This window comes from Bacillus mesophilum, assembly GCF_008923265.1.
GTDB lineage: Bacteria > Bacillota > Bacilli > Bacillales > Cytobacillaceae > Cytobacillus > Cytobacillus mesophilum.
Genome location: NZ_WBOT01000002.1, coordinates 178136 through 197689, shown reverse-complemented (window position 1 = coordinate 197689; position 19554 = coordinate 178136). Strand labels below are relative to the sequence as shown.

Genomic DNA, 19554 nt, shown 5'->3' with positions numbered 1-19554 from the left:
AGTGTATCATAAAAGGATGACCACCTAAACAACATGATAAGCTTCAAATAAGGAAGAAAGGATAAATTAAATGAAATATAAATTAGAATGGAATTATAAATTAAAAGGAAGTTCCAATGTATTTTTTACATCAGATTGGCTCACAGGTGAATTGGCTCTTTTAACAGGAGAAGAACTTGCTAAGTCTGGCCGGGCTTTAGATATGGTATATTATGATGAACGGGGAACATCTTGGACGTTAAAGGAACTGGGAAAACTGCTGGAAGAAATTGAAGAAGAACCCCATGATATTGTAGTTTATTTTGATGGGGGCTATGATAAACAGGAACAGCTGGCAGGATTAGGGGCTGTAATCTATTATAAACAAGGCAAAAAAAAATACCGTCTGCGTGCAAATGAATTGCTCCATGAGATTGATGACAATAATGAAGCTGAATATGCAGCATTTTATTTTTGTGTTAATATGCTTGAAGAAATGGGTGTCCGCCATATGAGCTGTGAATTTAAAGGTGACTCACAAGTCGTTTTAAATCAGCTGGCTGGCGAGTGGCCATGCTATGAAGAAAATTTAAATCGATGGCTTGACCGCATCGAAGCAAAAATAAAGAAACTTGGATTAATACCGGCATATTCGCCAGTGGGAAGAAATGAAAATAAAGAAGCAGATAAACTTGCCACTCAAGCAATTGAAGGGAAAAACATCCACAGCAAAATGCAAATGACATAAGGAGCGGAGGTGTAAAGGTTATGGGAAGAAAAAAAGTGATCCAAGAGGCAGAATCCATTATGGAAACATATTGTAAAGGCTGTTTCTTGCATCAGCATCATAAAGAGGAAAAAGGAAGGCGCTTTGCACACCGCTTCTGCATCACACAATGTACAGTGGGGAAGAAAATAAAATCAATTGGAAAAGAATTGTGCTGATTCACCAGAAGTTGTAAGTCCTAAGAATGACAAAAGGCTGGCACAAGGCCAGCCTAGTTTATTATAAGATTATAGTTTTACTACGTTAGCAGCTTGAGGTCCGCGATTTCCTTCAACGATTTCGAAAGAAACTTCTTGACCTTCTTCTAAAGATTTGAAACCGTCACCTGTAATAGCTGTGAAGTGAACGAATACATCGTCTCCGCCTTCAACTTCGATAAAACCAAAACCTTTTTCATTGTTGAACCATTTTACTTTACCGTTTTGCATGTTAACTTTTCCTCCTAAACCTTAAAAGACACTCTAGTGCCTAAGATAAATATTATCACTCAACTTAAATATATTACAAATATATTGTATATATTCTGTTAAATGATGATTATAATATACACGAATGCCTGCCCGCAGTCAAGGTTCAAGATCGCAATAATTGGAAAAAAACCGAAAATATTAACAAAATTTAAAAAATAATATTTTTAAAGAAATAATACATAAAAATCATCCTTCTTCATACAAATATTTTAAACTCTGAGAAGAGGGTGAGAGAAAGATGTTCAGGTTTTCAATCGATGATTTAGAATGGATTTTAAGATTCTCTCCAAACTTTCATCTTGATGAAGATATTAAACAAGCAATAATCAACTCTATTCGGCTGATAGGAAAAGAGATCCTGGCATACTCTCATGGCGATTCTTTTATTATCATGAATGATCGAGTTGGATTAATTGTGTTTCATGTTGAAAAAATCCCCTCTCACATCCTAACCGTATCAAATGTTGTCAGTATGAATCGCTTTTATGTGCTTGAACATATGACGATCACTCCTTATAGAAAGAATGGTTAAAAGCAGCAAAGTATTTATAAAAGAATAAGGTTCTAATGTGAAAATCGGCTAATGGCCGATTTTTTTTTGCTTTTGAATTGACAAATATCTGAAAAGAGTTAAAATGTTGCACTAAGGAAACATTTATTGCTTAATAAAAAAAACATGTCTTATGTTAAAATGTGTGCACTAAGCATAAATTCGTGCATATACTCATCTAAGGCTGAACTAAATAATTTGCAAAGGGAGATGGGGAGAAAATGAAAAAGCTATTAGGGTTAACAATTGCTATGCTTGTAATGGTTTTGGCGGCGTGTTCAGGTGAGTCAGCATCGGAGGATACCGCACAATCAGACGGTGATAAGCTAACTGTTACAACAACAATTGGGCAAATAGCTGATGGAGTGAAAAATATAGGCGGAGACAAAGTGGAAGTTATTAGTTTAATGGGACCTGGAACAGATCCTCATCTTTATAAGGCAACACAAGGCGATATCGCAAAGCTTGAAGAAGCAGATATTATTTTTTATAACGGATTGCACCTAGAAGGTAAGATCTTAGAAGTTTTTGAAAAAATGAATGCTGATAAGCCAACATACGCAATTGCAGAAAATGTCAGTGAAGGAGAATTGCTGGAAGATGCTGAAGATCGTTCAGCTGCTGATCCCCATGTATGGTTTGATATCGATCTGTGGAAGCAGGCGTTAAAGAAAGTGGAAGAAGGGCTTATAGAGGCAGACCCGGATAATCAGGCATTTTATAAAGAAAATGCACAGAAATATTATGCTGAATTGGATGACTTAAAAGAATTTGCTGCAAAAGAAATGTCAAGCATTCCTGAAGATCAACGAGTTCTTGTAACAGCTCATGATGCATTTGGCTACTTTGGAAATGCTTACGATATGGAAGTAATGGGTTTACAAGGCATCAGCACAGAATCTGAATATGGTCTAGGGGATGTACAAACCTTAGTAGATACATTAACAGATCGTGAAATTAAGGCTGTATTTGTAGAGTCCAGTATTTCTGAGAAATCAATTAACGCTGTTATTGAAGGTGCAAAAGACAAAGGGCACACAGTAATGATTGGCGGAGAGCTATACTCTGATGCAATGGGTGAAGAAGGTACAGAAGAAGGAACGTATATCGGCATGTATAGACATAATGTTGAAACGATCGCTGATGCACTGAAATAAGGAGTGGAAATGATGAATCCAGTCGTTGTAAAAGGATTAACTGTCGCATATCAAGAAAAGCCGGTACTAAAGGATATAAACTTTGAAGTGCCGGAAGGAAAGCTTATTGGAATTATTGGGCCAAATGGAGCGGGTAAATCAACGTTAATAAAAGCCATTTTAGGGTTAATCCCTAAGGCGGCAGGACAGATTCAAATCTACAACAAACCGTATCGGGCGAAGGATCGGATTGTAGGGTATGTGCCGCAAAGAGGATCTGTTGATTGGGATTTCCCGACTAATGCACTTGATGTTGTGCTGATGGGCAGATATGGTCATGTTGGCTGGTTTAAAAGACCAGGCAAAAAGGATGAAGCTTTTGCTCTGGAATGTTTAAGGAAAGTCGGAATGGCTGATTTTGCAGACCGCCAAATTAGCCAGCTTTCAGGCGGGCAGCAGCAGAGAGTATTTCTTGCTAGAGCACTGGCACAAGAGGCAAAGGTTTACTTTATGGATGAACCATTTGTAGGTGTCGATGCAGCAACCGAACGTGCGATTATTGATTTACTTAATGAGTTGAAAGAACAGGGGAAAACAGTGCTTGTTGTTCATCATGACCTGCAGACTGTAAAAGAATACTTCGATCATGTTCTGCTTTTAAATGTTGAAGCAATTGCGTCAGGTCCAACTGAAAGCACTTTTACAATGGAAAACCTTCATCAAACGTACGGTGGGAAGCTGGCATTTTTGGAAAAAGGCCAGATGATAGCAGAACAAAAATGAGGTGCCTGTAATGAGTGATCTGATGAATATGGTTTTGAATAATGCTAATACACAATGGGTACTGCTCGCCACAATGCTATTAGGCATTGCGAGCGGTGTCCTTGGCAGCATCGCTTTATTAAGGAAGCAAAGTCTAATTGGAGATGCCGTTGCACACGCCGCTTTGCCGGGAATATGTATTGCCTTCATGCTAACAGGGGAGAAATCATTGCTTGCTCTGCTGATCGGCGCAACCATTACAGGTCTATTAGCTGCCTACTGCATTCAATTTGTTATCTCCAATTCCATTATTAAAGAAGATACAGCAATCTGTTTAATTCTCTCCGTCTTTTTTGGCTTTGGCATTGTGCTGTTAACAAAAGTAACCCAATCTCCCGCAGGCAATAAAAGCGGATTAAGCGATTTTATTTTCGGGCAGGCAGCATCACTCGTTGGCAGTGATGTTAAAATGATGGCCATTACCGCCGCCGCATTAATTGTCATCACAGCCTTAATCTTTAAAGAGTTAAAGGTACTGACATTTGATCCGGAATTTGCAAAGGGACTAGGCCTTCCGGCTGGATTTCTTAATCTGGTATTTTTATCTTTATTAGTGGCTGTCATTGTGATCGGTATTCAGGCAGTAGGTGTTATTTTAATGGCGGCGCTATTAATCACACCAGCGGTAGCTGCACGTTACTGGACGGATTCTTTAGGTAAAATGATTGTTATATCCGGAATCTTTGGTGCGATCTCTGGTGTGGCTGGCACATTAATCAGCACCTTGGGAGAAGGCCTTGCTACCGGACCGTTTATTGTTGTAACAGCAACGGCATTATTCTTATTCTCTATGTTCTTTGCACCAGGAAGAGGCATTGTAACGAAAGTTATTAAGAGACAATTAAATCATAAGAAGATTAATAGAGAACTGACAATGCAAAAAGAAAGAGGCGAGTACCTATGAGTTACGAGGCATGGATCATTTTAATCGGATCAATGGCTGGCATTACTTGTGGAATTACAGGCTGCTTTCTCATTTTGCGGAAACTTTCAATGCTGGCGGATGCCATTAGTCATACAGTTTTGCTTGGGATTGTGCTGGCTTTTTTAATCAGTCAAAGCATGAATGGAGTTTATATGCTCATTGGAGCAGCAGTTGTTGGACTGTTAACAGCTGTATTTGTTCAGCTTCTCCACAGCAGCGGTGTACAGGAGGATGCCTCCATCGGAGTGGTATTTACCTTCCTATTCGCAATAGGTGTTATATTAATTACTCTCTATGCAGGTGATGTGCATCTCGATGTTGATCATGCACTAATGGGAGAAATCGCATTTGTGCCATGGGATACAGTGCAAATTGGTTTTCTGCCGGAACTTCCTAAGGCATTCTTAATGTTATCGGCAGTATTGCTGATCGTTCTGGTTATTATTTTCCTTTTCTATAAGGAACTGAAAATTACATCTTTTGATCCTGCTATGGCTGCTGCAATTGGAATCCCAGTACTATTCATTCATTATTTGCTGATGGGAATGGTTTCTCTTACAACAGTCGCATCCTTTGATAGTGTCGGTGCTATTCTCGTTGTTGCCATGCTGATTGCACCAGGGGCTTCTGCCTATTTATTAACAGATAAAATGAGTGTGATGCTTATCTTAAGTGGAGTGTTTGGAGTAGCTGCAGCTATAATAGGATATTATGCTGCTATGCTGTTTAACGTATCCATCTCAGGAAGCATGGCCGCAGTCAATGGAATATTATTTGCTCTCGTCTTCTTCTTTTCTCCAGCAAAAGGGTATCTATTTAAAAAATTCGCATTAAAAAAAGTGAAATATGGCTCCGAACAATAAGGTTATATAAGAATAATAGTTTAATTGGAAAGAACGACAAAAAATAGTCGTTCTTTTTTACTTTCTCTTCAGCTCAATTACAGGTAAAATAGAAACTATTATTAGAACACTTGGAAGTGAAACGCTATGAAACTTATCATTGCTGAAAAACCAGATCAAGGTTTAACTCTAGCCTCAATCTTCAAAATGAAAAAACATCAAGGATTTGTTGAAATCCTCCCTGCTGATTTATTCCCCGAAGGAGCCCTTGTCACATGGGCAGTTGGCCATTTATGCCAGCTGTCAGCACCAGAAAAATACCATTCTTCCTGGAAAAAATGGTCGCTAACGAATCTGCCTATTATTCCAGAGCAGTTTCAGTATGAAGTAACAAAAGATAAGGCAAAACAGTTTAATGTCATAAAGAAACTCGTACAGGATAAGCGAGTCACAGAAATTATTCATGCTGGTGATGCTGGGAGGGAAGGAGAACTGATCATCCGCAATGTCCTTCGAGTTGCAGGAGCAAAACAACCCATGAAGCGGCTGTGGATCTCTTCCTTAACACCCAAATCAATAAGAGAAGGCTTTACATCATTACGATCAGAGTCTGATACGCGCAACCTCTATTATGAAGCTTATACTAGAGCATGTGCTGACTGGGTTGTCGGGATGAATGCGTCTAGGCTCTACAGTCTGCTGCTGAAAGAAAAAGGCTTTTCAGACGTCTTTTCTGTCGGCAGAGTGCAGACACCAACGTTAGCTTTAATCGTCAAAAGAGAAAAAGAGATTGAACGTTTTGTTTCAGAACCTTTTTGGGAAGTGACTGCCGAGTTTCATGTGAATGGCAAAACATATCAGGGCAAATGGGACAAAGATGGAGAGTCAAGAGCAGAATCAAAAGAGCTTGCTGAAAAAATCGCTGCTTTCTGTAAAGGGAAAAATGCAGAAATAACAGAAGTGAAAAAGGAAAAAAAGGAATATTTGCCTCCTATGCTATTCAACTTATCCGCTTTGCAGGCAGATGCAAACCGCAAGTATAAATATCCTCCCAAAAAAACGCTTGATATTTTACAAAAATTATATCAAAAGGGCTATGTTTCTTATCCTCGCTCAGATTCCAGACATGTAACAGCTGGAGAAGCAGAAATGTTTCCGGATATTTTAGCAAAACTATCAGATTTACAGGACCTTAAAACCCATTTTCCTCTGCCAATACAAACGCTTTTAGGCAACAAAAGATATGTCGATGATAAAAAGGTTACCGATCACTATGCAATCATTCCGACTGAACAGGTACCTTCAATCGAAAAGCTTTCTCCTGATGAACAAAAGATTTATATGATGATTGCCCGCAGTTTAATTGCTGCATTTAATGAAAAGTCTGTGGTGGAATATACAGAGGTTGATACGCTAGTAGACGGAAGAGCGATGTTTAAATCAAAAGGAAAAGTTCAGCTGGAACTTGGCTGGCGCAAAGTCATCCCCTTAGCAGAGAAAGATAAGGAGCCAAATCTTCCAATTCTTTCTAAATCTGAAAAAGGTGAGGTGCTAAAGGCAGAAGTAAAGGAAGGTAAGACACAGCCGCCTAAAAGATATACGGAAGGTCAGCTCATTACTTTAATGAAGACGGCCGGCAAGCATTTGGAGGATAAAGAACTTGAACAAATGCTGAACAAAACAGAAGGTCTGGGCACAGAGGCAACAAGAGCAGGAATTATTACTATGTTAAAGGATCGAGGATATATTGATATCCAAAAAAACATTGTCTATGCTACCTCTAAAGCGAAAATCTTAATTAGTGCAATTGGAGAAGAGATTTTGGCTTCTCCAGAGATGACGGCTAAGTGGGAAACAAGGCTTCAGCAGATTTCTGAAGGAACGGCATCACCTAAACAATTTATGGAGCAAACAAATAAAATGGTTCTCCATCTGATTCAGGCATCTTCCGAGAATAAAGATAAGTGGACATTTGCACAAGAGGATCAAGATAATTTCACACCGAAAACGTATAAGCAAAAAAGAACATCTTCGGTAGGGAAATGTTTGCTTTGCGATGGAAAAGTTGTTGATAAAGGAACGTTTTACGGATGTTCCAATTATAAGAAAAGCAATTGCGGCTTTAGTATATCGAAAAAGATCTTAAATAAAACGGTCACACAAAAGAACGTCAAATTGATTTTGAAGAATGGGGAGACCGAATTAATTGAAGGTTTTTCCAGCAAAGAAAAAATGTTTTCAGCCAAACTGGCATGGGACCAGAAAGATCACAAGCTGAAATTTATTTTCGATAAACAGGTGTAAATAAGAGCGGGGATGTTTGCTGTATACATCTCTGCTTGATGGTAATTTTGGGACATAAGCTTGTCTCCTATTGCCATTTTGTAGTAAACTTTTTAAAGGCTAATGTCATATTAGCCATGCACTTGATAAAAATGATTGCATCACAAATAAATGACATGGCTTAGTGTATATTTACATTGTGCTATAAATATAAATGAGAAATAGACAAGTTATTTCAGCGTCAAAGTACCTCAAATGGAAGTACTTAATCTTGGCGCTAGCGCTTTTCTTTTAGGAGGTACCCTATGCCAACACCAAGTATGGAAGATTATATTGAACAAATATACATACTCATTGAAGATAAAGGATATGCCCGTGTATCCGATATAGCAGAAGCGCTATCCGTTCACCCATCATCTGTTACCAAAATGGTGCAGAAACTGGATAAAGATGAATATTTAGTATATGAAAAGTATAGAGGTCTTGTTTTAACAACAAAAGGCAAAAAAATTGGCAAGCGACTAGTATATAGACATGAGTTGCTTGAACAGCTTCTCAAACTCATCGGAGTGAAAGATGAAAATATATATCAGGATGTTGAAGGCATTGAACATCATTTAAGCTGGGATGCAATAGACCGCATTGGGGATCTTGTCCAATATTTTGAAGAAGATGAAAACCGGATAAATGCTCTGAGGATTGTTCAAAAAAATAACGAAAATGCTTAAGCAAAAGAAAAATACACAGAAGTCTTGTGTGTTTTTTGTTTTGTGAATTTGAGAAAAGGCTTACAATATAAATGTTTAGATATAACAAAAGGGAGTGCTAGAGAAGATGCGAACAGAAAAAGATAAAATGATAGCTGGCGAAATGTATAACCCGTTAGATCCTGAATTGCTTCGTGCACGAGCAGATGCCAGAGAAAAGGTACGTCTATATAATCAGTCATTAGACTCAGACTTTGAAGAGCGAACATTCATGTTAAAAGAATTGCTTGGCTCGACTGGAGAAAATGTGTTTATGGAACCGAATATTCGCTTCGATTATGGCAGCAATACATATGTTGGCGAAAACTTTTTTGCAAATTTCGATTGCGTCATTCTTGACGTTTGTGAGGTCAGAATCGGTGATAATTGCATGATGGCACCGGGTGTACATATATATACGGCCACACACCCTCTAGATCCTGTTGAGAGGAACTCGGGCAAAGAATACGGCAAACCAGTAACAATCGGCAATAATGTTTGGATTGGTGGAGGAGCGATCATCAATCCTGGCGTAACAATTGGAGACAACGCTGTTATTGCCTCTGGAGCTGTCGTTACAAAAAATGTTCCTTCAAATACAGTCGTTGGAGGAAATCCTGCAGTAGTAATTAAACAGCTGGATTTATCATGAAAGAAGAGTTGTATGCCAGCTTTTATGCATACAACTCTTTTTATTATGCAGTTTATTTTTACCTTATAAGGGTTAATTAGTAAATAAATAGTTTTTAATATCAGACATAGATAGGATTGTTATGAATAAGTCTAGAATGTACATAGGATGAAACTTTTGAGAAAGTGTACCGTATATAAAGGAAAGATGGCGAGGGATGATATGCAAAATTGGAGTCTAGAATCAGAGAAACAATGGAATAAGCGATCTGCCAAATGGCATGCAAGCAGCAAAACGATGTGGGAAGAGGGCAGCCGCAAAGATATTATCCCTTTTTTTTGTAAAGTGGTTCCAGCCTATTCGAAAGTATGTGATCTTGGCTGTGGAGATGGCTATGGTTCATTAAAATTAGCAGAAATTGGTTATGAAGTGACTGGTTATGATGTTGCTGATGAAATGATACATAGAGCAAAAGAAACAAACAAACAGAATCATTCTCAATTCATCAAAGGCGATATAACCATACTTCAATTACCTAAAAATTCTTATGACGCAGTCCTTGCCATTAATTCGCTGGAGTGGACAGAAGATCCTCTGAAGGTATTAATGCATATGAAACATATGGTTAAGCCAGGAGGCTATGCATGTGTTGGCGTGCTGGGACCAACTGCAGGTCCCCGAAAAAGCAGTTTTCAAAGATTATATGGCGATCAGGTGATCTGCAATACTATGATGCCATGGGAGTTTGAGGCTCTGGCACTAGAAAATGGATGGGAAAAAATAGCGGAACTGCCCGTTTTCAAAAAAGCAGCAGAACAGGTATCCAAGGGTTCACTTCCAGTTGAGCTTAAGCAGGCACTATCTTTCATGTGGGTGTTTATGCTTAAAAATAGAAAAGAGGAGGAATTAGAAAATGAGCAGATATTCGATTGACGAATTTGTAAATCAAACAAAGCAAGAGGACAAAGGGGAAGGTTTGTTTGAATTAGAGACTCCTAGAATGCTGGAAATCAACTTATCCAATCAAATTTGGGCAAAATCAGGAGCGATGATTTCTTATCGGGGGCAAATTAAATTTGAGCGTGAAGGCATTTTAGAACACGGTTTAGGAAAAATGTTCAAAAAAGCGTTAACAGGTGAAGGCACTTCTTTAATGAAGGCAACTGGGAATGGAAAACTGTATTTAGCCGATCAAGGAAAGAAGATCTCAATCTTACATCTCAATGGCGAATCTATTTTTGTCAATGGGAATGATTTGCTCGCTTTTGAACCGTCAATTAACTGGGATATCAAATTGATGAGAAAAATTGCGGGAATGATGAGCGGAGGTTTATTTAATGTCCGTCTTGAAGGTACAGGAATGGTGGCTATTACCTCACATTACGAACCATTAACACTGCTTGTCACTCCTGATAATCCTGTTTATACAGATCCGAATGCCACAGTCGCTTGGTCTGGTAACCTTCAGCCGGAATTTGTGACAGATGTATCTTTTAAAACATTCATCGGCAGAGGAAGCGGAGAATCCATTCAAATGAAATTTGAAGGAAACGGATTTGTTGTGGTGCAGCCGTTCGAAGAAGTTTACTACAGTCAGCAATCATAAATAATACAAGCCTGGATGATTCGTCATCCAGGCTTATTTTTGATACAGGACATTGAGAAGTTCCGTAGCATTAATTAGAGAAAATAACAATGGCAGCTTAGCATGCTCTTTTGCCTTCCAGGCTTGCTAATGTTTTATGACCAATTATACGGTGTCTCCTGATACACATAATAATTCAGCCAGTTCGAGAAAAGCAGAAATGCATGTGAACGCCAAATATTAGCTGGAGCTTTTTGAGGGTTATCTTCTGGAAAGTAATGAACCGGGATTTTTATATCCAGACCTCTAGACGCATCTCTCTGATATTCTTCTAAAAGAGTAGTAGCTTCATATTCTAAATGCCCCGTTATCATAATTTGCTTCCCTCTATTGGCAGACATGATGAAAGCACCCGCCTCATGTGATGAAGAAAGCAGTGTAATTTCTTGATGAGCAAGCACTTCATCTAAAGACACATCTGTATGACGTGAATGAGGTGCCCAAAAATAATCATTAAAGCCGCTGAGGAGCTTTTCAGCTGATTTATATACGGTGTGAGGGAAGACTCCAAAGCATTTGCCTTCTAAATCATATTTTCCGATCCCAAAATGATAATATAAAGCTGCTTGTGCTCCCCAGCATATATGTAATGTCGATGTTACATTTGATTTTGTCCATTGCATGATGTCTTTTAACTCCTGCCAATAATCAACCTCTTCAAAGGGAAGGTGTTCGACAGGAGCACCAGTAATGATCATTCCATCAAATTTTCGGTCTTTAATATCTTGAAATCTTGAATAAAATTGATCAAGATGAAGCTGGCTTGTATTTTTTGATGTGTGTGTATCTGTTTTTAAGAATGTTATGTGTGTTTGCAGTGGTGTATTGCCTAGAAGACGAAGCAGATGAGTTTCCGTTTTTTCTTTTTGAGGCATCAAATTTAAAATTAGTATATTCAGCGGACGGATATCCTGTTGAAGGGCCTTGTCATCATCCATAATAAAAATATGCTCTTTTTCTAATATTTCACGGGCAGGCAAATTTTTCGGAATGTTAATAGGCAAAAGATCAACTCCCATTTTTTCTTCATTTGAAAGGCGATATACATATATAACAATATGCTCTATTATCCATTTTAATAAGATCATTATATAAACGATTACAATAGTCAGCAATGATAATGGTTTTTAATTTGCTAAGTTTTTTAAATATTATCTCACTGTGATGGTACAATAAAAAGTGGCAAATACATATCACATCACGTTGCAGGGGGAAGATGCATGAACACTAAACTTGAAGTCAAGTCAGATATAGAAATTGCTCAGCAGGCAAAAATGAAACTGATTACAGAAATTGCTGATTCAATTGGTCTACAGGAAGATGATATAGAATTATATGGAAGATATAAAGCGAAACTCTCAGCAGAGACATTAGAGAGAATCAAGACGAACGAATCTGGAAAAGTCATTTTGGTTACAGCGATCAATCCAACTCCAGCAGGAGAAGGGAAATCGACAGTAACAGTCGGTCTTGGTGATGCACTGAATGCTATTGGCAAAAAAACAATGATTGCCATCCGAGAACCATCCCTTGGACCCACAATGGGTATAAAAGGCGGTGCGGCTGGCGGCGGATTTTCACAGGTGCTGCCTATGGAGGATATTAATCTTCATTTTACGGGAGATATCCATGCCATAACCTCTGCTAACAATGCGCTGGCTGCCTTAATTGATAATCATATCCAGCAGGGAAATGAGCTGAGAATCGATCAGCGCCGTATTGTCTGGAAGCGGGCACTGGACTTAAATGACCGTGCGTTAAGAAAAGTTGTCATCGGCTTGGGCGGTCCGATGCAAGGCGTTCCGAGAGAAGATGGCTTTGATATAACCGTTGCTTCCGAAATTATGGCGGTGTTATGCCTTTCTGAAGATATAAAGGACTTGAAAAACAGACTTGGAAGAATGGTCTTTGCCTACAATATGGACAAGCAGCCAATTACTGTAGCACAGCTTGGTGCAGAAGGGGCGTTAACACTTCTGCTGAAAGAAGCCATCAAGCCAAACCTCGTTCAAACGATTGCTCATACACCTGCACTCATTCACGGCGGGCCATTTGCTAATATTGCTCATGGCTGCAATAGTGTTATTGCCACAAAAGCAGCTGCAAAGCTCGCTGATTTTGTTGTGACAGAGGCAGGGTTTGGAGCTGATCTTGGCGCAGAAAAATTCCTGCATATAAAAGCAAGAACCTCAGGGATTAAGCCAGAAGCTGTCGTGGTCGTAGCGACAATTCGAGCTTTAAAAATGCATGGGGGAGTAGCGAAGGGCCACTTAAAAGAAGAAAATACCAAAGCGCTTCGCTTAGGGTTTGCGAATCTGCAAAAACATGCTGAGACGTTACAGAATTTCGGTTTGCCATTTGTTATTGCTATTAATAAGTTTATAACAGATACAGAGGCAGAGATGAATACAATGCTGGAATTATGTGCTGCGAATGGAATGGAAGCAGCTGTTACAGAGGTTTGGGAAAGAGGCGGAGACGGAGGAATAGAGTTAGCACAAAAACTGGTTGAAGTCATCGAACAGCATGAAGGAACCTTTTCCCCTTTATATGAACTTTCTGATTCTCTCGAAAATAAGATAACAGCGATTGCGGAAAAAGTATATGGAGCTGGAAAAGTAGAGTATTCTCAAAAAGCCAAAAAACAAATAACCCAATTTGAAGAACTTGGCTGGGGGAACCTGCCGATTTGTATGGCAAAAACACAATATTCATTATCAGATGATCCTTCCAAACTCGGCAGACCATCAGATTTTTCAATTACCATTCGTGAACTTAAGCCATCGATTGGCGCTGGCTTTATCGTCGCATTAACGGGTGAAGTCATGACCATGCCTGGCCTTCCTAAAAATCCGGCTGCATTGCGGATGGATGTTGACGAACAAGGCCAAGCAGTTGGACTATTTTAATATGTTTGATCCTACAGCATTTGAAAATATGAAGGTTGTAATGGAAGGATGTCTTTACGATTACGACCTCGATGGCGAAGTCATTATTACTGACCGTAATGATTGGGTGAACTTGGCAAAGCTTTCCCGTAAGTTTGATATGACACTCAGGAAGAATTCAAGCAGCAAAGTATTATGTACATTTATTTTGCAAGCTGACCTTGCTAATTTAACAGCTGAACTGCTGCCTCTTTCAAATGGGGTCCAGCAAAGTGGTGCTTCTGTTTTTATTAAAACTACTCTTGAACATCCTGAGAACGAAGAATTATATAAAAAATCGGCAGAGCGATTAAAAATGATTTGGGGAGCCAATCATTCAGTTCAGCAGCATATTAGAAAAAATGCTTTAAATGAACTTGCTCACGTGGAAAATGAACTAACTATTTCTTTCAATCGCTTCATTCAGGAAGATCAAATTGATGACCTTCAAAACATGGCAGAACACATGGTCAAAACCGTAAATGAAATGGATCATCTTATAAGAACGTTTAATTGAGCAAACAAGGCGCTCTTCTTTATGAGTCGCCTTGTTTGTATTTGTGTAATAATCAGAATAATGTTTACAATTGTGCTGTGAACAGCTAGTATAAAATAGGGAAATCATTCCTATTATTAAGAAGGAGGAGAAGCTGATGATTATTTCATCTGTGCAAAAATCGGAAAATGAGGAGAAAAGACAAGAAGTCACCTAGCTTAGGAGGATAAGAGAATGAAAGTAAAAACAAATGAGATTGTGATTACCGAATATAGAGAAGAGCATGCTGCACAAGTAGCGAAGATGTGGAATCTGAGCAGAGATAGCTGGGGTGGAGATTCCAGAGTTACAACTGCGGAAGATGTGAAAACAAAAGAAGAGAACTCCGGCAATATTACCCTCTATTTAGCGGTGGACCAGGATGAGGTTGTAGGGTATTGCGGGCTTTCTAAATACAGGGAGGATATCGGAGCTCTTTATATACCACTTTTAAATGTACGTCCGGATTATCATGGCAAAAAGATCGGTAAAATGCTATTGATGAAAGCTATTTCTAAAACGGTGGAACTGGATTTTCCCCGCGTAGATTTATTTACCTGGCCGGGAAATTTGAAAGCAGTTCCTCTCTATAAAAAATGCGGCTTCTTTTGGGAAGATCGCGATGATACTACACATTTAATGAACTTTATTCCATCAGTGCTAAAGATGCCGGTTTTACAGCCGTTTTTTGCAGAAGCAGATTGGTATGAGGCGAGTACGAGATTTATAGAAGTTAAGCCAGATGGAGTTAAGAAAAACGGTTTTTCTTTTTATGAATATGAATGGAGTAGTCATGGTAAAAACGTACGGGTAACATTTGAGCGAACAGGAAGAGGAATTGCTGCAATTGAAACGGATGATTATGCGGTTGAACTTGTAGTGCCATCTCATGAAATGATAGAAGGACAGACTGAGCTAGTAGAAGTGCATGTGAAAAACAAAAGCGGAAACATTCTAGAGGTTCAGGCAGAAGGCAAAGACAGTGAACGTTCAACCCTTCGATTATCCTCAAATTTAAATGTAGCCAATGAGGCAATTATAAAAGGAACAGTGATACTTGCAGCTGGAGAAGAACCTAATATCTGGAAAACGCATCCAGTGGTTCAAGCAGAAGTCAAAATTAATGGAGTATCCTGTCTGTTATCGCTCGGTGTATTTCCAAAACAGCCGGCAAAAATCACCGGAAAATCAACTATGAATCTAGCATTTCAAAATGAGTTATCTCATTTTGAACTAGAGGTAGAGAACAGTTTGCCGGAAGAAGCAGCGTTTACTGTTGAAATTGGTGAAAATAATCATGTGGAACTTAAAACTAATCAATTTGTGCTCGAATTAAAGCCAAAGGAACGAGCGCTATTAACGGTTCCTTATATTATGAAAGAATATGGCTTCTACCAGCCGGAGATAAAAGTAAAAGCTGTAAAAATGGATGGGACTGTTCAGACTTTCCTGCATAATGAAGTGGGTTTTGGTCTAAAAGGCTTTGGAAAAAAATTTGGAGGGGAATCTAAAAAATATTGGCATTTGTATAATGGAGTCAGCCAAGTCAGGGTCAGCAAGCTAAATTATTCAACTACAGCCGGAAGAAATGAATTAATTGACCAGCCTTTTGCTTTTTTTATTCCAAAGCTTGGAAAGCCATATTCTTTTGAGTTTTCAAAGCAAAAACCTATTTCTCTTGAGTGGATTTTTGATGAAGAGTGCATTACGTTGAAAATGGTATTTGATTCTGAAGATTTTGCTGGAATACAGCTCGCAATCTATACATCCTTATTTGGTGAAGGCATCGTAAAGAGGTGGGCTGAAATAAAAAACAGCCATTCTGAGATATATAATCATCTTTTCCTTCAACAAGCAAATTATCATGACCTTGAAAATGCCATCTTCCCGCTTAAAGCTGGTATAACGAAGTTTTCGAGAGTAAGAGAGCTGGAATATGGTGATCTTCATAAAGGAGATCTGCAGGAAAATTGGTATTTTTGTGAGCATGAAGAGATGCCCATCGGTCTTTCTTGGGCTGACGGCTGGAAGGCGAATCCTGAAGGGTGGCAAATGCAGCTGGAGTTCCATATAGAAAAGCTTGTCCCAGGTGAACAGGTCGAATTGCCAGCTATTTCTCTTGCAATGGGTACATTTCATTCATGGAAGGAACAGCGTGAATTTGCCTTGAAAAAGAAAGTGAATAACCAGCCAACTTTATTATTCGAAAAAGATATTACCATTAATAATGGCAATCCAGTTCTTACTCTTGGCAAGGCAGACATCGTCTTAAAAACTGCCAGAAACAATTATCTGAACGGTAAATGGAAGATGCTCGTAAATGATGCAGTCGTTTTGGAAGAAAAGCTGACTGAGCAGGATGAGAACACAGAGTTTGGCTCTACACTTCAGCTTAAGGATCACTTAGGCATTCAAACCGTAAAAGGAAGTCTGCTTAGCGATCATGAAGAAATTAGATTTGAGGAGCTGGTCTTTGCAGCAGGTGGGAGTGTCCACTCATCAATAGAAAAAGGTGAACCATATGACACCTACGTTCTTCAAAATGAATTCATTGAATTGAAAGCATCGCCAGATTTCTATGCTGGCATCTATTCGCTTAAGATGAATGGAAAGCAGTGGCTGCACAGCTCTTATCCAGATTTAATCGCAAAAGGCTGGTGGAATCCGTGGGCGGGAGGATATAAAACCATTCCATCGAATGTCAGCCTATTTTCGCTGCAGCAAGCTAAAAGTGATGCCAAATTTGTTGATCTGTCTGATTCGTATGGTAATAAGTGGAGATCCTTGGCGATACGAACGGCATTTGATCAGCATGATACGTGGGGGGATTTTCAGTTCACACAATATTTTGGAGTTCTTCCAGGTATTCCGGCAGTTGCTCATTTTGTGCGCATTAATGACCAGAATGGAAAATCAATCGCAGGAGAAACCTGGAATACAGATGTCTTCTTAACAGGGGATCAGTTGAGTGATCTTGCTGTGCATTTGCCAGATGGCAAACAGCACCTATTTAAAGCTGGTGTGGAAGAGATGTCGATCTTTATGCATGCTGGCAGCAGCATAAGCTCTAACGGCCGAGAAGAAACATTATATGTTTTAACAGCAGAAGAACAGAGTGCAGCAGAAGCTTATTTAAATAAGGAAGTTGCTGAATTAACCTCTTCCCAAAAAACAGCTGCGGTAACTGCGCCAATGTTTATGATATTCGATCACCGTCCTCTTTCAGCAAATAGCTTTGAGAAGCTGCGAGGAATTTCATTTTTTAATAGCTAATATAACCCTAATCGTTTAATTATTGCTATTTTCAAATGATAAAATGCAGTGTAGTTTGTTAGAAGAGCCTTCAAAAGACCAAAAAGGTGATTGCCAGACAGCTTGGTAAATCACCTTTCTCTTTTAACATACATATCTTCTGGAATTAAGCAGATTGTTCAGTTACTATAATAGAAACAAACATTTTAACCTAAAGGAGTACATATGAAAATCATTGACGCACATATTCATTTTTCGAATGTAAAATCTTTTCATCATACTGCAGCAGAGATCTCTAAAGTGGACTATTCTTATGATGGCTATATAAGTGAATATAAAAATGCGAACGTTGTGTTAAGCATCGCTATGGGGCTAACAGAGACAGATAAGATGGGCTTTCCTGACCATGAGGCTGTAACGCCAATGGGCTTAGATCTCGGAGATGCTTTGCCGGAACAGATCGTATACTGTGCAGGAATAAATCCATTTGATTTGGATGAAGCTGCTTTAGGCAGGCTTGAGCAGGAACTGCAGCACCCAAGAGTGGTTGGGATTAAAATCTATCTTGGTTATTATCCTTTTTATGCATATGATGAGGTATATGAACCGGTGTATAAGCTTGCAGAAAAGTATGGAGTACCGGTCGTGTTTCATACAGGTGACACATATTCAGAGCGAGGGCTATTAAAATATTCTCATCCGCTTGCAATTGATGAAGTAGCTGTAAAGCATCGAAATGTCCAGTTTATGATGGCTCATTTTGGGGATCCATGGACGATCACTGGAGCAGAAATCATTTATAAAAATTCGAATGTATATGCCGACTTGTCTGGGATAATTGTTGGCACTGAAGAGGAGCTGAAAAAAAGAAGCGAAGGCCGTTTTTTAGATCATTTAAGACATGCTCTCGTGTTCGCTGATTCCTATGATAAGCTGTTATTTGGAACAGATTGGCCGCTGGCTCCAGTTGGTCCTTATATCCAATTTATCAAAGATTTAATACCAGAAGAGTATCATAAAGATGTATTTTATAATACAGCTGTAAAGCTTTTTCCGAAGATTAAACCGTTTTTAAAAGAATAAAGCAGGGCCGTCATTGCTGACGGTCTTTATTCAAGTGCTTGTACATATATTAAGGAAAAAGGGGGCTGATAATAGCGATGAAAATTGCGTGGATAACAGACAGTACGGCTGCAATGGATAAAGAAATGCTAAACCATCCTGATGTGTATGTTGTTCCAATTACGATTTTACTGGATCAGCAGGAATATATTGATGGAGTGGACCTTACTCCGGACGCTCTTTATGAAAGATTAAAGAGTGTAAAAGCAGTTCCTAAAACCTCTCAGCCTTCTATCGGCACGTTTCAGCAGTTGTTTGAAAAGCTGGGGGAGACATATGATGTGATCATTGCTGTTCATCTCTCTAAAAAATTGAGCGGGACCGTTTCTTCCTGTAAACAGGCCGCAGAACTTGTGAAGATTCCAGTTTACACAATTGATTCTGGGCTAATATCGTATCCGCTTACATGGATGGTAAAAAAAGGAATGCAGCTTGCTGAGCAAGGAATGCAGCCAGAACAGATTACAACAAAATTGGAATCATTAAAACACGCGAATGAATTATATGTTTTAATCGGAAGCTTGGAACAGCTTCATAGAAGCGGACGGATGAATGGCCTGCAATTTTTCCTGGGGAGCGTGCTTCAAATTACCCCAATCATCTCGCTGGAACAGGGTCAATTGAACACGAAAGAAAAGGTGAGAAGTAAGAAAAAAGCACAAGAAAAAATGATAAACTATTTAAAGACAGCATATGAACAGCATGAACTGAAAGAAGCCTTTATTCTTTATGGATTGCACAGGGAAATAGCAGAAGAATGGAAAAGGACAATCGAAATGGAAATTCCTGGTCTTGTCCTGAATTGTTACCCATTGGGAGCAGCAGTTGGCCTTCATGCAGGCGAAGATACACTGGGAATTAGCTGGTTTAACCAGCAATAAATATATATAGAAGCTAAAAGA

Annotated in this window: 19 protein-coding genes; 17 read left to right on the top strand and 2 right to left on the bottom strand. The window is 39.0% G+C overall.

What is annotated here, in order from left to right; all coding sequences use genetic code 11:
* Positions 1 to 70 precede the first annotated feature (70 nt).
* Together F7732_RS05840 and F7732_RS05835 are read left to right on the top strand one after the other, a co-directional pair.
* Positions 71 to 727 carry a ribonuclease H family protein gene (locus F7732_RS05840; protein WP_151572971.1) on the top strand — a complete coding sequence of 219 codons (657 nt, stop codon included), beginning with the start codon at positions 71 to 73 and terminating at the stop codon, positions 725 to 727.
* 20 nt (positions 728 to 747) lie between these two features.
* Entirely contained in the window at positions 748 to 924 is a 177-nt protein-coding gene (locus F7732_RS05835) for a zinc-finger domain-containing protein (RefSeq protein ID WP_151572969.1), read from the top strand.
* A 69-nt stretch (positions 925 to 993) separates the two neighbouring features.
* Here F7732_RS05835 and cspD read toward each other — a convergent pair whose 3' ends face one another.
* Complete coding sequence (cspD, locus tag F7732_RS05830; protein WP_057771282.1) at positions 994 to 1194, bottom strand: cold-shock protein CspD; 201 nt, start codon at positions 1192 to 1194, stop codon at positions 994 to 996.
* A gap of 280 nt (positions 1195 to 1474) precedes the next feature.
* Here cspD and F7732_RS05825 point away from each other — a divergent pair, with 280 nt between their 5' ends.
* The 10 genes from F7732_RS05825 to F7732_RS05780 all read left to right on the top strand — a co-directional run bounded on the left by F7732_RS05825 (position 1475) and on the right by F7732_RS05780 (position 10777).
* The gene (locus F7732_RS05825) at positions 1475 to 1768 is read left to right on the top strand and encodes a hypothetical protein (protein ID WP_151572967.1); all 294 of its coding nucleotides are present in this window, start codon (positions 1475 to 1477) and stop codon (positions 1766 to 1768) included.
* A gap of 239 nt (positions 1769 to 2007) precedes the next feature.
* Positions 2008 to 2943 (top strand): metal ABC transporter solute-binding protein, Zn/Mn family, encoded by a 936-nt coding sequence (locus tag F7732_RS05820; protein ID WP_151572965.1) that lies wholly within the window; start codon positions 2008 to 2010, stop codon positions 2941 to 2943.
* Positions 2944 to 2955: 12 nt separating this feature from the next.
* Complete coding sequence (locus F7732_RS05815; RefSeq protein WP_151572964.1) at positions 2956 to 3705, top strand: metal ABC transporter ATP-binding protein; 750 nt, start codon at positions 2956 to 2958, stop codon at positions 3703 to 3705.
* Between the two features lie 10 nt (positions 3706 to 3715).
* Positions 3716 to 4648 (top strand): metal ABC transporter permease, encoded by a 933-nt coding sequence (locus F7732_RS05810; protein WP_151572963.1) that lies wholly within the window; start codon positions 3716 to 3718, stop codon positions 4646 to 4648.
* A complete protein-coding gene (locus F7732_RS05805) occupies positions 4645 to 5532 on the top strand; it encodes a metal ABC transporter permease (protein WP_151572960.1) in 888 nt (295 codons plus the stop codon). Before F7732_RS05810 ends, F7732_RS05805 begins: the two co-directional genes overlap by 4 nt.
* A gap of 126 nt (positions 5533 to 5658) precedes the next feature.
* Positions 5659 to 7815, top strand: coding sequence for a DNA topoisomerase III (locus tag F7732_RS05800; RefSeq protein ID WP_151572959.1), 2157 nt, complete (start codon positions 5659 to 5661; stop codon positions 7813 to 7815).
* A gap of 284 nt (positions 7816 to 8099) precedes the next feature.
* Positions 8100 to 8522, top strand: a complete 423-nt coding sequence (gene mntR, locus F7732_RS05795) for a transcriptional regulator MntR (RefSeq protein WP_151572958.1) — start codon at positions 8100 to 8102, stop codon at positions 8520 to 8522.
* A 106-nt stretch (positions 8523 to 8628) separates the two neighbouring features.
* Positions 8629 to 9192: a sugar O-acetyltransferase gene (locus F7732_RS05790; protein ID WP_151572956.1), complete on the top strand. Its 564-nt coding sequence runs from the start codon at positions 8629 to 8631 to the stop codon at positions 9190 to 9192.
* Positions 9193 to 9348: 156 nt separating this feature from the next.
* Positions 9349 to 10104: a class I SAM-dependent methyltransferase gene (locus F7732_RS05785; protein ID WP_338024074.1), complete on the top strand. Its 756-nt coding sequence runs from the start codon at positions 9349 to 9351 to the stop codon at positions 10102 to 10104.
* The gene (locus tag F7732_RS05780; protein ID WP_151572955.1) at positions 10085 to 10777 is read left to right on the top strand and encodes an AIM24 family protein; all 693 of its coding nucleotides are present in this window, start codon (positions 10085 to 10087) and stop codon (positions 10775 to 10777) included. The genes F7732_RS05785 and F7732_RS05780 overlap by 20 nt, the downstream gene beginning before the upstream one ends.
* A gap of 134 nt (positions 10778 to 10911) precedes the next feature.
* Here F7732_RS05780 and metA read toward each other — a convergent pair whose 3' ends face one another.
* Complete coding sequence (gene metA / locus F7732_RS05775) at positions 10912 to 11820, bottom strand: homoserine O-acetyltransferase MetA (RefSeq protein ID WP_151572953.1); 909 nt, start codon at positions 11818 to 11820, stop codon at positions 10912 to 10914.
* Positions 11821 to 12036: 216 nt separating this feature from the next.
* Between metA and F7732_RS05770 the strand changes: the two genes are divergently transcribed.
* The 5 genes from F7732_RS05770 to F7732_RS05750 all read left to right on the top strand — a co-directional run bounded on the left by F7732_RS05770 (position 12037) and on the right by F7732_RS05750 (position 19533).
* Complete coding sequence (locus F7732_RS05770; protein WP_151572951.1) at positions 12037 to 13725, top strand: formate--tetrahydrofolate ligase; 1689 nt, start codon at positions 12037 to 12039, stop codon at positions 13723 to 13725.
* A complete protein-coding gene (locus F7732_RS05765) occupies positions 13712 to 14260 on the top strand; it encodes a hypothetical protein (RefSeq protein ID WP_161598838.1) in 549 nt (182 codons plus the stop codon). Before F7732_RS05770 ends, F7732_RS05765 begins: the two co-directional genes overlap by 14 nt.
* A 213-nt stretch (positions 14261 to 14473) precedes the next feature.
* Positions 14474 to 17551 (top strand): GNAT family N-acetyltransferase, encoded by a 3078-nt coding sequence (locus F7732_RS05760; RefSeq protein ID WP_151572949.1) that lies wholly within the window; start codon positions 14474 to 14476, stop codon positions 17549 to 17551.
* A gap of 204 nt (positions 17552 to 17755) precedes the next feature.
* Complete coding sequence (locus F7732_RS05755) at positions 17756 to 18613, top strand: amidohydrolase family protein (protein ID WP_151572948.1); 858 nt, start codon at positions 17756 to 17758, stop codon at positions 18611 to 18613.
* Between the two features lie 77 nt (positions 18614 to 18690).
* A complete protein-coding gene (locus tag F7732_RS05750) occupies positions 18691 to 19533 on the top strand; it encodes a DegV family protein (protein ID WP_151572946.1) in 843 nt (280 codons plus the stop codon).
* Positions 19534 to 19554: the final 21 nt, after the last annotated feature.

Coding starts and splice junctions, on each gene's coding strand:
- F7732_RS05840 (WP_151572971.1), top strand. CDS start 71: ATGAAATATAAATTAGAATGGAATTATAAATTAAAAGGAAGTTCCAAT.
- F7732_RS05835 (WP_151572969.1), top strand. CDS start 748: ATGGGAAGAAAAAAAGTGATCCAAGAGGCAGAATCCATTATGGAAACA.
- cspD (WP_057771282.1), bottom strand. CDS start 1,194: ATGCAAAACGGTAAAGTAAAATGGTTCAACAATGAAAAAGGTTTTGGT.
- F7732_RS05825 (WP_151572967.1), top strand. CDS start 1,475: ATGTTCAGGTTTTCAATCGATGATTTAGAATGGATTTTAAGATTCTCT.
- F7732_RS05820 (WP_151572965.1), top strand. CDS start 2,008: ATGAAAAAGCTATTAGGGTTAACAATTGCTATGCTTGTAATGGTTTTG.
- F7732_RS05815 (WP_151572964.1), top strand. CDS start 2,956: ATGAATCCAGTCGTTGTAAAAGGATTAACTGTCGCATATCAAGAAAAG.
- F7732_RS05810 (WP_151572963.1), top strand. CDS start 3,716: ATGAGTGATCTGATGAATATGGTTTTGAATAATGCTAATACACAATGG.
- F7732_RS05805 (WP_151572960.1), top strand. CDS start 4,645: ATGAGTTACGAGGCATGGATCATTTTAATCGGATCAATGGCTGGCATT.
- F7732_RS05800 (WP_151572959.1), top strand. CDS start 5,659: ATGAAACTTATCATTGCTGAAAAACCAGATCAAGGTTTAACTCTAGCC.
- mntR (WP_151572958.1), top strand. CDS start 8,100: ATGCCAACACCAAGTATGGAAGATTATATTGAACAAATATACATACTC.
- F7732_RS05790 (WP_151572956.1), top strand. CDS start 8,629: ATGCGAACAGAAAAAGATAAAATGATAGCTGGCGAAATGTATAACCCG.
- F7732_RS05780 (WP_151572955.1), top strand. CDS start 10,085: ATGAGCAGATATTCGATTGACGAATTTGTAAATCAAACAAAGCAAGAG.
- F7732_RS05770 (WP_151572951.1), top strand. CDS start 12,037: ATGAACACTAAACTTGAAGTCAAGTCAGATATAGAAATTGCTCAGCAG.
- F7732_RS05760 (WP_151572949.1), top strand. CDS start 14,474: ATGAAAGTAAAAACAAATGAGATTGTGATTACCGAATATAGAGAAGAG.
- F7732_RS05755 (WP_151572948.1), top strand. CDS start 17,756: ATGAAAATCATTGACGCACATATTCATTTTTCGAATGTAAAATCTTTT.
- F7732_RS05750 (WP_151572946.1), top strand. CDS start 18,691: ATGAAAATTGCGTGGATAACAGACAGTACGGCTGCAATGGATAAAGAA.